A 13,106-nucleotide genomic window follows, 5' to 3' on the forward strand; every position below is an offset into this window, starting at 1 on the left:
ACGGGCTCAGCTTCCGTACAGCTCCTCGATGTCCTTGGCGTACGCCTCCGTCACCGCTTTGCGCTTGACCTTCAGCGACGGGGTCAGCAGCCCGTTCTCCTCGGTGAACTCGCCTTCGACAAGGATGAACTTGCGGATGGACTCGGCGCGGGAGACGGCCTCGTTGGCGTAGTCCACGGCCCGCTGCACGTCGGCCAGGAGGTCCTTGTCGTGCTTCAGCTCCTCGAACGGCGTGTCCCTGGGGCGCTTGCGGACCGCGAGCCAGTGCTCCAGCGCGTCCTGTTCGAGGGTGATGAGCGCCCCGATGTAGGCGCGCTGGTCGCCCACGACGACGCACTGGCCGATGGGCGGGCGGCTGCGGAGGCGGTCCTCCAGGACGGCGGGCGAGACGTTCTTGCCGCCGTTGGTGATGATGATGTCCTTCTTGCGGCCGGTGATCTTCAGGTACCCGTCGTCGTCCAGGGTGCCCAGGTCGCCGGTGGCGAACCACTCGCCGTCCAGGGTTCCGGCGGTCGCCGCCGGGTTGTTCCAGTAGGAGGTGAAGACCGTGCCGCCCTTGATCAGGACCTCGCCGTCGTCGCCGATGCGGATCGCCATGCCCGGCAGGGGCTGGCCGACCGTGCCGGGCCGGGGGGTGAGCGGCGGGATCAGGGTGGCGGCGGCGGTGGTCTCGGTGAGGCCGTAGCCCTCGTAGATGATGATGCCGCAGGCGAAGAAGAACAGGTTCAGCCGGGTGTCGAGGGGTGAGCCGCCGCTGATGGCGTAGCTCATCCGGCCGCCGAGGGCGGCGCGGATGCGGCGGTAGACCAGCAGGTCGTAGAGGAGGCGCGCGGCGGCGAGCCCGAGGCTCGGGCCGGGGCCCTTGCCGAGGTACTTGTTGAGCGCGGCCTCGCCGTACTTCACGGCGATCCGGTCGGCGCGTTCGAACGACGAGCCGCGGCCGATCTTCTCGGCGGTGGCGCGGCCGGTGTCGTGGATCTTCTCGAACAGGGAGGGGACACCGACCAGGAACGTCGGCTTGAACGCGGCCAGTTCGGGGCGCAGTTCGTCGGGCTTGATGCTGGGGCAGTGGCCGATCTCGATGCGCCCGGCCAGGCAGGCGATCTGGATGGTGCGGCCCAGGATGTGCGCCAGCGGCAGGAACAGCAGCGTCGAGGCGGTCTGCTTGGTGACCTCTTCGAAGACGGGCTTCAGGAGTTCGACCACGTTCGCGGACTCGGCGTGGAGGTTGGCGTGGGTGAGCACGCAGCCCTTGGGGCGCCCGGTGGTGCCGGAGGTGTAGACGAGGGTGGCGATCGTGCCGGGGTCCATCGCGGCGCGGCGTTCGGTGACCTCCGCGTCGGCCACGTCCCGGCCGAGCGCGGTGAGCTGGGCCAGCGCCCCGTCGTCGATCTGCCACAGGCGGGGACGCGGCAGTTCCGCCGGGAGGGCGGATATCGCGGTGTCGGCGGTGGCGGCGTGGTCGGCGTTCTCGACCACGATGAACGCGGTGCCGGAGTCCCGCAGGATCCACTCGATCTGCTCGGCCGAGGAGGTGGCGTAGATCGGCACGGTCTGGCCGCCCGCCGCCCAGATCGCGAAGTCCAGCACGGCCCACTCGTAACAGGTCCGCGCCATCACCGCGACCCGCCCGCCGGGCACCAGACCCGCCGCGATCAGCCCCTTGGCCACATCCGTGACCTCACGCGCGAACGCCACCGCCGTCACCGGCACATACCGGTCACCGACCTTCCGGCGCACCGCCACACTGCCCGGCGCCTCGGCCGCATTGGTGAACGGGATGTCCGCGATACTCCCCGACGTCGGCGGAGCCACCAGCGGCGGCACCCGCACCTCACGGACCACCCCGTTCTCACGGATCACTTCCGGCCGGACGCGGGTGGACAGATCCCCGCGTTTCTTGGCCCGCCTCATGTCCTGGAGCACCCGCGCGTACATGTCAGCTCCCTTGCTGGCAGTCTCGCCTCACCCGACTGCTCAGTAGGCTTACCGTTTGGTAAGAAAAAAGCAATGCCTGTGTCCACTGACGTTGCGTGGGGCCTTTCGTGTGACGGACACCATGCCCGTGCGACCGGTCCGGAGCCCCATATAGCTGTGGTATGCATGGGTCCGTGGATCCCATAGCGCAGACGACGCACGGCGCCGTGCGTGGCAGGACCGGCGACGGTTTCGTTTCCTTCAAGGGCATTCCGTACGCGGCCCCGCTCGACGGCCCGGCCCGGTTCGCGGCGCCGGCCGAGCCGGAACGCTGGGACGGCGTCAGGGAGGCGGACCGCTTCAGCGCCGACACCCCGCAGGTCACCCTCTTCCCGGACAGCGCCTCCGCGTGGAGCCCGGACGACTCCACCGACAGCCTGAGCGTCAACGTCTGGACCCCCGACCTCGGCGGGAGCGGTCTGCCGGTCATGGTCTGGATCTACGGCGGCGCGTACATCCTGGGCACGTCCCGCGCGTCGGACTACGACGGCGCGAACCTCGCCCGGGGCGGCGTGGTCGTGGTCAGCCTCAACTACCGCGTCGGCTTCGAGGGCTTCGGCTGGCTGCCGGACGCCCCGCGCAACCGGGCGTTCCTCGACCAGCTCGCCGCGCTGCGCTGGGTGCGCGACAACATCGCGGCGTTCGGCGGCGACCCGGACAACGTGACGGTCTTCGGCGAGTCGGCGGGCGCCGCCTCCATCGCCGCGCTGACGGCGGCCGAAGCGGGCCGGGGCCTGTTCCGGCGGGCCATCGGGCAGAGCATCGCGGACGGGTTCCAGACCGAGGACCGCGCGCGGCGCACCGGCGAGCGCATAGCCGGCGCCCTCGGGGTGCCCCTGACGACGACGGGGTTCGCCGGGGTCGCGTCGGAGGCGATCCACGCCGTGCAGAGCGTCGCCGGGCAGCTCACGCCCTTCGGGCCGCTCGTCGGCGGCGACGACCTGGTGCCGGAGCTGCCGTGGCGGCGGCTGCGCGGCGACGTGGACCTGATCGCCGGGTTCAACCGCGACGAGTACGAGCTGTTCGCGCTGTTCGAGACGCCGGAGCGGCAGCTCCCGGCGGCGGCGGCACAACGGCTCGGCCTGCCGCCGGAAGCGCTCGACCAGTACCGGGCGGCCCACCCGGGCATCTCCGACCGCGACCTGTACGTGCTGATCCTGTCCGACGGCATCTTCCGCATGCCGTCGGTGTGGAGCGCGGCGAACCACCCGGGCCGGAGCTGGTGCTACGAGCTGACCTGGGCCAGCCCCGCGATGGACGGGGTCCTGAAGGTCTGCCACGCCCTGGACGTCCCGCTGGTCTTCGGCAACCTGACCGGCCGGCCGCTCGGCGGCCTGCTGCTGGGCGACCCGGCCCCGGCGGAGGCGGAGATCCTGTCGAAGGAAATCCGCAAGGCGTGGATCGCGTTCGCCACCACCGGCGACCCGGGCTGGCCGGAGTACCGGAAGGGCGAGGCGCTCACGCGCGTCTGGGACCTCCCGGTGTCGGTGGTGTCCGACCCGGTGGCCGCGTCCCGGCGGATCTGGGAACCCGTAAGCGGCTGAACGCTCCCCCGCCGTGTCCCCGGGCGCCCCGGGGACACGACCGCCCGGGTCAGACGTGGGCCGCCGCGGCGAAGGCGCGGACCAGACGCCGGGCCGCGTCGTCGATCGCCTCCTCGGCCCGGGCGAGGACACCGACCTGCGGGAAGAAGCCGTGGAAGACGCCCGGGTACCGCGTGACGACGGCCTCCACGCCGTCCTCTCGGAGCCGGTGCGCGAAGTGCTCGCCGTCGTCGCGTATCGGGTCGTAGGCGGCGGTGACGACGAACGCGGGCGGCAGGCCGCTCAGGCTGGGCGCGGTGGCGGGCACGGCGAGCGGGTCGGCGCGGTCGGCCGGGTCCCGCAGGTACTGGTCCCAGAACCACAGGACGTCCCCGGTGGTGAGCAGCGGCCCGTCGGCGTAGGCGGTCCAGGAGGGGCGCGGCACGGCGTACTCCGTGGCCGGGTAGACCAGTAACTGGAAGACGGGGAGCGGCTCCCCCAGGTCGCGGGCGAGGAGACAGACGGCGGCGGCGAGGTTCGCGCCCGCGCTGTCGCCGCCTATGGCTATCCGTCCGGCGTCGGCGCCGAGCGCGGCGGCGTGGCCGGCGACCCACGTCAGGGCGGCGTGGCAATCCTCCAGCGGCTCGGGGAACTTGTGCTCGGGCGCGAGCCCGTACTCGACCGACAGCACCAGGCAGCCGGCCCGGTTCGCCAGTGTCCGGCACAGGGGGTCCACCCGGTCCACGCCGCCGAGCGTCCAGCCGCCGCCGTGGAGGTAGACCAGCACCGGCAGCCCGTCCCCGGGGCACGGCCGGTACAGCCTCACCGGGACCTGTCGCCCGGCGGGTCCCGGCACCACATGCTCGGTGACCCGGTGCACGGGCGGCGGCGGGGTCGCGGCGGCGTGCGCGCGGGTCCAGGCGCGGGCGCCCGCGACGCCCAACTCGTGCAGCGGGCGCGGCAGAAGCACCTTCAGCAGGTCGGCCGCCGCCTGCGCGTCGGGATCGAGATCCACGGTTCCTCCCGGGGGTCGGGGGCGGGACGTTCCGCCCTCACCCGGGACCGTGACCCCGCCCGGCGCCCGGAAAACTCCGCCGGGCCCATCCCTCACGGGATGCCGTCCTCACGGGATGCCGTCCTCGCGGGACGCCGTCCTCGCGGGACGCCGCACGCGCGGGCGCGGTCACGGGCCGGCCGGGGCTCACTTCTCCGCGGGCGGCTGCTGCTCGCTGGGCTGGACGACGACGAACCCGTCGCCCTGGAGCATGAGCTGGAACGCCTCGCCCGAGCCGCCGCGCAGCATCGACTTGAGACTCTGGCCGCGGTGCAGCGAGGTCCGCAGGTGGCTGGTCCAGCCGACGACCGCGTCGGTGTCGACGTAGACCGGCGCCTGCGAGGTGACCGGGATGACGATCGGCTCGCCGTCGGAGATGAGACCGATCCGGCCCTGCCCGGCGAACTGGCAGTTGAACAGCCCGCCGCCGGCCATCCCGGCGCCGCTCACCATCTTGATGTCGTAGCTGAGCGTCGGATCGAAGCACAGCACGTTGCGCCCGTTGATGGTGAGCGCGTCCTGCGGCTCCAGCTCGATGACGAAACAGCTCTGCGCGTTGTGCGCGAACCACACCTCCCCCTGGCCGCGCACGGCCATCAGGGAGAGCCCCTCGCCGGTGACGGCGCGCTTCAGGAAGTTCCCCACCCCCTGGGACTTCACCTCGAACTGGAGATTGCCGCGGTAGGCCACCATCGAACCCTGGCGGGCGTGGCACTCGCCGTTGACGACGTACCTGATCGCCTTGGAGTGCTGGAGGGACATCCCGGAGGCGGTGGCGGCCTGCGCCTGGTACTCGGTTTTGAAGAGATCGCTTCGCACGGCGCGATCATAGGGGTTAACCCGTTCGAGTGAGCACGAATCGCCCGGCCGACCGCGCCGCGGTGTCTCAGCGGAGGGTGATCACATTGCCGGTGACGAGTGCCGCCTCGTCGGAGGTGAGGAACGCGATCGTCTTGGCGACCTCGGCCGGATCCGCGACGTGGAACGTCGCGGGGCTCGACGCGACGAACTCACGTACCTCGTCCGTGACCCAGCCGGTGTCGGTCACGGGCGGGTGCACCACGTTGGCGGTGATGCCCAGGCCCGCCAGCTCGGCGGCGGCCGACAGGGTGTAGTTGGTCTGCGCGGCCTTGGCGGCGCCGTAGGACACCTCGCCGGGGAAGCCCAGCTCGCCGCCCGAGGTCAGGCCCACGATCCGGCCCCAGTCCGCGCCGCGCGCCCGGTGGCGGCGGGCGAGTTCGCCGATCAGCAGCGCCGGCGCGAGCGCGTCCACGGCGAACTGCCGGGACCAGGTCGCGGGGGTGACGGGTCGCAGCGGCCGGTCGAACCGGTCCACCGGATCGGGGGTGAAGGTGTCCTGGATCCACCCCGACGCGTTGTTGACGAGGATGTCGACCGGCCCGAGGCGGTCCTCGGCGACATCGAAGAGCCGCTCCGGGACGGCCGGATCACTGAGGTCCGCCTCGCACGCCTCGGCCCGCCCGCCGGCCCGCCGGATCTCCTCGGCCACCACGTTCCCGTCGACGGAACGCTCCCGGTGGTACCGGTCGCCGTCCTCCGCCTCGCCCGGGGCGGGCAGCCGCAGGTAGGCGCAGAGCACCGCGACCCCCCGGGCGGCGAGCAGCTTCGCCGTCGCGGCCCCGATCCCCTGGTTCGCCCCGGTGACGATCGCGACATGACTGGACTTCGATCCGGTTCGCACCCGTCAGTAGTAGCAAAGTGAGCGGGCCTGGGGCAGGCGATTACCCGTTCCGGCGTCCGGAGGCACCGGGGCGGGGGTCGCCCGCCCCGGTGGGCTGTGCGGCTCGGGGGTGGGTCAGGCTTTGCGGAGGCGGGCGATGATGCCGTCGATGTCGATGGCGAACATGTCCGGGCGGAAGACGTGGCCGCCGGGCCGTTCGTGTCCCTCGTGGGGGATGCCGGCGTTGGTGAGGAGAGTGCGGAACTCCCGCTGCCCCGCGAGGACTTGCGTCTCCTGAACGGTGTCGAACCAGTCGACCGGTTCGGGGCTGGTGCCGGCGACCAGGAAGATCCGCTTGTTGCGGTAACTCTCCAGGCGCTCCACCGGGTTGTCCGCGCTGACCCGGGCCTCGTCCCAGAACGGCGCGCCGTAGACCGTGCCGCCCGCCAGGTCCACGGTCGCGGAGGACAGGTTGGCCCAGTGGACGACCAGGCCGCCGTCGCGGCGCAGGCTGGCCGGGCCGGAGTAGGCGCTGACCGAGGCGAAGTGGCCGTAGTACTTGGCCGCGTACTTCAAGGCGCCGAAGCCGCCCATCGAGAACCCGGCGACGGCGCGCCCGTCGTACTCGGCGTACGTCCGGAAGTTGGCCTCGATCCACGGCCTCAACTGGTCGATGTGGAACGTTTCCCAGTTCCGCGGGCCGGTGTTGGAGCTGACCGGGTTCGAGTACCAGCCGGCGTGGCCGCCGTCGGGCATCACGACGATGATCGGCTTGCCGGCGGTCAGCTCGCGGATGCCCAGGCGGTCGAAGGAGATGAAGTCCGCGCCGGTGCCGCCGCCGTGGAACAGGTAGAGGACGGGGTACGTGCGCCCGCTGGTGTGATAGCCGTCCGGGAGCAGGACGTTGACGCCGGGGTCCCACTCGATCGCGTCGGTCGCGAACCGGTAGTACCACATGCGGGCGTCGCTCTCGTTGCGGTCCACGATGCGCAGCCCGTGGCCGTCCTGCACCGCGTTGGCGGCCGACGCCGTCCCGAGGATGGTCGCGCCGCTGAGGGCCGTCGCGGCGGTGATCCCGCCGGCCGCGCGCAGCAGACCTCTGCGGGTGGGGTGATAGATGTTCACGATGCTCTCCTGGTCAGGAAGTTGCACGCTCTCGACCGCGACGACGCGGCCGCCGACCAAGATAATGGCATTATCCGACTGGCGTCTCCCCCACTGCTGGTGAAAGCGCGGTCACTTCACGTTCTCCGCAGAACGAGCTTGACCTTTACGTAACGTCAACTTCTACCGTTCTTCTCATGGAGTGGTCGATCCAGGACATCGCGCGGCGCGCCGGCACCACGAGCCGGACGCTGCGGCACTACGACGATCTGGGCCTGCTCGTTCCGAGCCGGGTCGGGGCCAACGGCTACCGCTACTACGGCCAGGACGAGCTCGTGCGTCTCCAGCGGATCCTCCTGCTGCGGCAGCTCGGACTCTCGCTGCCCGCCATCGCCGAGGTCCTGGCGGGACAGCGGGAGACCGCCGCCGCCCTGCGGACGCACCTGGAGCTGCTGGAGCGGGAACGCGAGCGCATCGGCCGGCAGATCGCCGCGGTGCGGACCACTCTCGACAAGACGACGAGAGGAGAACGGCTCATGCCGGAGGAAGTACTCGACGGGTTCGACCACACCGAGTACGAGCAGGAGGTCACCGAACGCTGGGGCCGCGACGCCTACGTCAACGGCGACCGCTGGTGGCGGTCCCTGACGGAGGACGAGAAGCGGGACTTCAAGGCGGAACAGGCCGCGATCTCCGCCGACTTCGCCTCGGCGTTCCGGGCCGGGAAGGCACCGGACGACGACACGGTGCAGGACATCGCCCGCCGCCACTGCGACTGGCTGTCCGGCCCGGTCCGCGTCAGCCGCTCGTACGTCATCGGGCTGGGCGAACTCTACGTCGCCGACCCCCGGTTCACCACCCTGTACGACCAGCACACCCCGGGCACGGCCGAGTTCGTCCGCGACGCCCTGACGGTCTACGCGGAGCGGCACCTGACCGACTGACGAGGGGACACCACCAACCGGCAACCGGCGGGGGCGGCGGACCCTGGCTCCTCGTACGGGGGCACGCACGGAGTCACTCGCTGTTCCCCCGGCGGAGGCCAGGAGTACCGTCCTGAGTGCTACCGCAGGACAACGATGGAGACCAGCATGCCCGAGGGCACTCCCCCGCACCTCATCATGTCCGGACGACCGGTGAGGTGACGATGAACGAGGCACTGAGCATCGGTCAGCGGATGCGCGCCGCACGCCTTCGGCTCGGGCTCACCCAGGCCGATGTCGCCGCCGGCCTCGGCTACACCCAGGGATGGGTGTCCAAGGTCGAACAGGGGCTCATCGAACTGGACCGCACGAGCGTCATCAACGCCATCGCCGGTGTACTGCACATTCACCCCAACGAGCTGATCGACCGCCCCTACGACGGCACCCCGGCGGCCAATCAATGGCAGGTGTCGGCGGCGTCGATCATAAGAGAGCTGCGCCGTTACGATCTGGCGCCGGTGTTCGACGGGCCACCCCGGTCGGCCCAGGCCCTGTGGGCACAGACGGCGCGGCTCCACGAACTGCGCGACAACGCGCAGAACACGAGGATCCTGACCGCGTTGCCCGACCTGCTGCGCGAGGCCCGCGCCCTGGCGGAAGCCTCCTCGGGCCACGAACGCGAGGAGGCGTACGCGATCTACGCCATCGCCTGCAAGTTCGGCCACACCGCGTCCCACGCCCTGGGACATCCGGAACTCGTCGCCATGACCTGCGAACGGGCGGCGTGGGCGGCCGAGCGGTCGGGCGACCTCCTGATGCCGGCGGTGGCCGACTGGATGCGGGTGTGGGACATGTGGGCCACCGCGGACTGGGCCGACGCCGTCGCCCTGTCGGACAAGGCGCTGCTGACCATCGAGCCCGAGTACCGCCGGGGCGACCCGTTGGCCGTGCGGGTCTGGGGAGCCCTGCACCTCCGCGCCGCGGTCTCCGCCGCGCGCGGCGCACGCGAGGCGGAAGCCCGGCACCGCATCGCCCAGGCCCGCGAAGCCGCCGACCTGGCAGCGCGGCACACCCCCCGGTTCGACCGGCACAGCCTCACCTTCAGCGCCGCGAACGTCGCCATCCACGGCGTCAGCGTGGAGCTGGAGATGAGCCACCAGGACGAGGCGCTGCGTCAGCACGAGCAGATGGACACGTCAGCGGTGCGGACACTGCCGAAATCCCGGCGCGGTCATTACCAACTCGACCTCGCGCGGGCCTACCTCTGGACAGGGCAGCGCGCACGCGCGCTGAGAGAACTGGAGAAGGCGGAGGCAACCGCCCCACAGCTCATCCGGAACCACCCGATCGCACGAGCGACCCTGCGCACGATCCGAAACAGCGAACGACCGAGCACGTCCGAACAGCTCCGCCGGATGTCGGACCGCTTCCATTTGCACGACTGATTTCCCTTCCCTGACCCGCGCTTGTTCCTGTGATGCGCGCACAGCCGTCGTGCTCCTTCGGGGCCGGGGCAACGTGGGGTTGTCCGCTGTTCCGTCCCCGGGGGGAGGGGTACCGTCCTGAATGCCTAGTTCGGAACGGAGTTCAGCATGCCTCACCCTGCTGACGAGCACACCGGGGCGCGCATCGCCGACTACCGGAAGCTCCGGCAGCTCACTCAAGCCGGCCTCGCGCAGCGGGCGTTTCTCGCTCGTGGCACCATCGCCAAGGTGGAAGCCGGGCTCTCCCCGGCCACGCCGACCATCGTCGCGGCTGTCGCCCGCGCGCTCGAAGTCGACATCGCCGTGCTCAACGGGCAGCCGTACATGGACGAGTTGCGGCAGGACCGGCTCGACCGCATGGTGGCCCCGCTGTCCGACGCGCTCGACATGTACGACCTGGGCCCGGACCCGGACATCACGCCGCGCCCGCTGGACGTGATCGCGGCCGACGTCGACGCGCTGTGCGCGCAGACGTGCGCCACCGAATACAAGGGCGTCGGCGACAAGTTGCCGGGCCTGCTCGGTGAACTGACCACCGCCGTGAGCCTGCTCGACGGCGCGGAGCGGCAGCGGGCGGCCGGGGCGCTGTCGTGGCTGTACTGGGTGGCGTACGAGTTCGCCTACCGCCTCGGCTACCACCAGCTCGCGGCCATCGCGCTGGAACGCATGGGCTGGATGGGCGAGCAGGCCCAGGACCCGCTGCTGCTCGCCACCCGGCTGACGAAGCGCTCCTCCATGCTGCTGCGCCGAGGCGAGAACGTCATGGCCCGCCGGGTCCTCGACCGCGGGCTGCACCTCGTCGGGCAGCACGACACCCCCAAGGGCGTCCCGGCCCTCGCGGTGGAGGGCAGCCTGCACCTGGCCGGGGCGATCGCGGCGGCGCAGGCGAAGGACAGCGACACCGTCGAGGGATACATGGAAGAGGCGAGGCGTACCGCGAGGGCGATCGGCCACGATGTCCCGCACGTCTACTGGGGGTCGTTCGGGCTGACGAACGTGCAGCACTTCGCGGTCGCCACGGCCGTCGAACTCGGCCGCCTGGGCGACGCGATGAAAGAGGCCAGGGACCTGCGCTTCCCGCCCCGGCATCCCAGGATGCGGGTCGGTCGCTACCACATCGAGATGGCGCGGGCCTACGCCCAGATGGGCCGCCACCCGCAGGCGGAGAAGGCGCTGCACCGGGCTCGGGAGGTGGCGCCGCAGCAGGCGCGCTATCACCCGCTGATGCGCGAGACCATCGGCGTACTGGTGCGCCGTCAGAGGCGGGCCCCCCAGGGGCTTTCGGCTCTGGCGGCCTGGGTGGGCATGTAGCGCGAGGCGCCGCCGGGAATGTTCCCGATGCGAGAACACCAGCGGCCTTGCCCTCCGCCAGTCTGGTGACTGTCAGTGCACGACAGCTCACTGGAGAGCAGGGATATGGTCGCAGCTCAGTTCTTCCCGGGGTCCGGCCGGGGTTCGTTCGTGTCTTGTCCGGCGTGGATGCCGGGTGAGGGGGATGGGGTGCGGACGTTGCCGGCGGGTGCCTTCTTCGATGCCGTGGTGGTGGTGCGGTGTCGGGGGCGGCGTGCGTGGCGGGGCGGGGGGGGGGGGGGGGGGGGGGGGGGGGGGACGGGGGGGGGGGGTGCGCGGGTGTCGTGGTCCTGCGCCGGGGGGAGGCGGTGGCGGTGCCGCCGGCCGGGTGGCGTGCGGGTGAGCCGCACTGGCTCACCGCCCCGGCCGGGTCGTGCCTGACCGATACCGCCCTGCTCCACCGGGCCCTGGCCCGGGTGCCGGGCAGCGGGTGCGCGTTCCCGCCCGGTCGCGTAGAAGCCCCCTCGTGCCGGCGCCCGCGGAGTCCGCTCGAACCGCTCCGCCCCGCGCGCCCGTACGAGGGCTGCCCGTCCCGGTAGCTGACAACCCCGGGACGGAAGGCGGCCGTCCGACCGGTAACCGGACACGCCGCGAGGGGACCCGGCCGCCCACCGCTGCCAACCGGCGGCCGGGACCCCGCCATGGTCAAGGAGACGGGACGGCGTTCGCACCCGCGAGTGGTTTGAAACGCTCTTCGTATCGCGCGATCAAGCCTCTCGTTGTGCGGGTCAGAGCGGGAACGTCCGACTCAACAGCCGTCGATGCAGGCGGAGTTGGCGTATCCCTGGGCCGCTGCGGAAGAGAGGGACACCGCGATGTCCGAGACAGAAGAATTCCTCACCCATGCCGCGGTGCAAGGGGTGGTCCATTACCCGGCGGCCCGCATCCATCGGCTGACGAACGGGCATCCGATCCAGCGCATGTCCGGACCCGACGGGCACCCGGGCTGGCTGGTCACCGGATACAGCACCGCGCGCGCCGTACTCGCCCACCCCCACCTCAGCTCCCGGGCCGAGCTGCGAACCCCGCCGGAGCCGGCCGGGCCGCCCGGCATGTTCGCTCTCCACGACGGCGCCGAGCACCTGCGCTACCGGCGTCTGCTCACGGGCCAGTTCACCGTGCGGCGGATGCGCGCACTGACCGAGTGGATCGCGCGGGTCACCGAGGAGCACGCCGACCGCATGCGGCAGGCCGGCCCCCCGGCCGACCTCCTGGAACACTTCGCCCTGCCCATCCCGGCCCTGGTGATCAGCGAGTTGCTCGGCGTCCCCGCCGCCGAGCGGGAGACCTTCCGCCACGACGCCACCATCTGGGACGACGGTACGACCTCCGCCGACGGGCGCGCCGCCGCGTTCCGCCGGCTGTCCCGCTACCTGGGCGAACTGGTGGTGAGGAAGCGGGCGGAACCGCGCGACGACCTGCTCAGCGGACTGGTGCACCACGAAGCCCGGCTCACCGACGAGGAGTTGACCTCCCTCGCCTTCCTGCTGCTGATCGCCGGCCGCGAGACGACCGCCCACCAACTCGGCCTCGGCGTCTACACGCTGCTGACCAACCCCCCACAACTCGCCGCGCTGCGCGCGGACCCCGGGCTGATCGGCCCGGCCGTCGAGGAACTCCTGCGCTGCGTGAGCGTCGTGCGGCACGGACCGGTGCGCACCGCCCTGGAGGACATCGAGATCGACGGCCACACGATCCGGGCCGGCGAAACGGTGACCGTCAGCCTCGCCGCCGTGAACACCGACCCCGGCCGCTTCGACCGGGCGGACCTGCTCGACATCACCCGGCCCCGCACCACGTCCCACCTGGCGTTCGGCCACGGCGCGCACCAATGCCTGGGCCAGCAACTGGCCCGCGTCGAGCTGCGGCAGATGCTCTCCACGCTCCTGGCCCACTTCCCCCACCTGCGCCTGGCCGTCCCCGCCGACGACATCACCCTGGCCTACGGCACCCTCACCTGCCGCGCCCTCGAACTCCCCGTCACCTGGTGACGGGGAGTCCGGGAGAACA

The 13,106-nt window shown here is 71.7% G+C and carries 10 protein-coding genes; 5 read left to right on the forward strand and 5 right to left on the reverse strand.

Annotation, left to right across the window (positions count from 1 at the left end; all coding sequences use genetic code 11):
• Positions 1–6: 6 nt before the first annotated feature.
• Entirely contained in the window at positions 7–1,938 is a 1,932-nt protein-coding gene (locus tag BN2279_RS00090; RefSeq protein ID WP_059005620.1) for an AMP-dependent synthetase/ligase, read from the reverse strand.
• Between the two features lie 173 nt (positions 1,939–2,111).
• Here BN2279_RS00090 and BN2279_RS00095 point away from each other — a divergent pair, with 173 nt between their 5' ends.
• Positions 2,112–3,521: a carboxylesterase/lipase family protein gene (locus BN2279_RS00095; protein ID WP_059005621.1), complete on the forward strand. Its 1,410-nt coding sequence runs from the start codon at positions 2,112–2,114 to the stop codon at positions 3,519–3,521.
• A 49-nt stretch (positions 3,522–3,570) separates the two neighbouring features.
• On the opposite strand, the gene BN2279_RS00100 is transcribed toward BN2279_RS00095, so the two are convergent.
• The 4 genes from BN2279_RS00100 to BN2279_RS00115 form a co-directional block, all read right to left on the reverse strand.
• Positions 3,571–4,515: an alpha/beta hydrolase gene (locus BN2279_RS00100; RefSeq protein WP_059005622.1), complete on the reverse strand. Its 945-nt coding sequence runs from the start codon at positions 4,513–4,515 to the stop codon at positions 3,571–3,573.
• A 186-nt stretch (positions 4,516–4,701) separates the two neighbouring features.
• A complete protein-coding gene (locus BN2279_RS00105) occupies positions 4,702–5,373 on the reverse strand; it encodes an AIM24 family protein (RefSeq protein ID WP_059005623.1) in 672 nt (223 codons plus the stop codon).
• Between the two features lie 67 nt (positions 5,374–5,440).
• Positions 5,441–6,256, reverse strand: a complete 816-nt coding sequence (locus BN2279_RS00110; RefSeq protein ID WP_059005624.1) for an SDR family NAD(P)-dependent oxidoreductase — start codon at positions 6,254–6,256, stop codon at positions 5,441–5,443.
• Positions 6,257–6,370: 114 nt separating this feature from the next.
• Positions 6,371–7,360 (reverse strand): alpha/beta hydrolase, encoded by a 990-nt coding sequence (locus BN2279_RS00115; protein WP_199827578.1) that lies wholly within the window; start codon positions 7,358–7,360, stop codon positions 6,371–6,373.
• 176 nt (positions 7,361–7,536) lie between these two features.
• On the opposite strand from BN2279_RS00115, the gene BN2279_RS00120 reads away from it, so the two are divergent.
• The 4 genes from BN2279_RS00120 to BN2279_RS00135 all read left to right on the forward strand — a co-directional run bounded on the left by BN2279_RS00120 (position 7,537) and on the right by BN2279_RS00135 (position 13,087).
• Complete coding sequence (locus tag BN2279_RS00120) at positions 7,537–8,283, forward strand: MerR family transcriptional regulator (RefSeq protein WP_059005625.1); 747 nt, start codon at positions 7,537–7,539, stop codon at positions 8,281–8,283.
• Between the two features lie 203 nt (positions 8,284–8,486).
• The gene (locus BN2279_RS00125; protein WP_059005733.1) at positions 8,487–9,707 is read left to right on the forward strand and encodes a helix-turn-helix domain-containing protein; all 1,221 of its coding nucleotides are present in this window, start codon (positions 8,487–8,489) and stop codon (positions 9,705–9,707) included.
• 147 nt (positions 9,708–9,854) lie between these two features.
• Entirely contained in the window at positions 9,855–11,057 is a 1,203-nt protein-coding gene (locus tag BN2279_RS00130) for a helix-turn-helix domain-containing protein (RefSeq protein WP_059005626.1), read from the forward strand.
• Between the two features lie 854 nt (positions 11,058–11,911).
• A complete protein-coding gene (locus tag BN2279_RS00135) occupies positions 11,912–13,087 on the forward strand; it encodes a cytochrome P450 (RefSeq protein ID WP_059005627.1) in 1,176 nt (391 codons plus the stop codon).
• Positions 13,088–13,106 lie beyond the last annotated feature (19 nt).

The sequence above is a fragment of the Streptomyces specialis genome (assembly GCF_001493375.1).
Taxonomy (GTDB): Bacteria; Actinomycetota; Actinomycetes; order Streptomycetales; family Streptomycetaceae; genus Streptomyces; species Streptomyces specialis.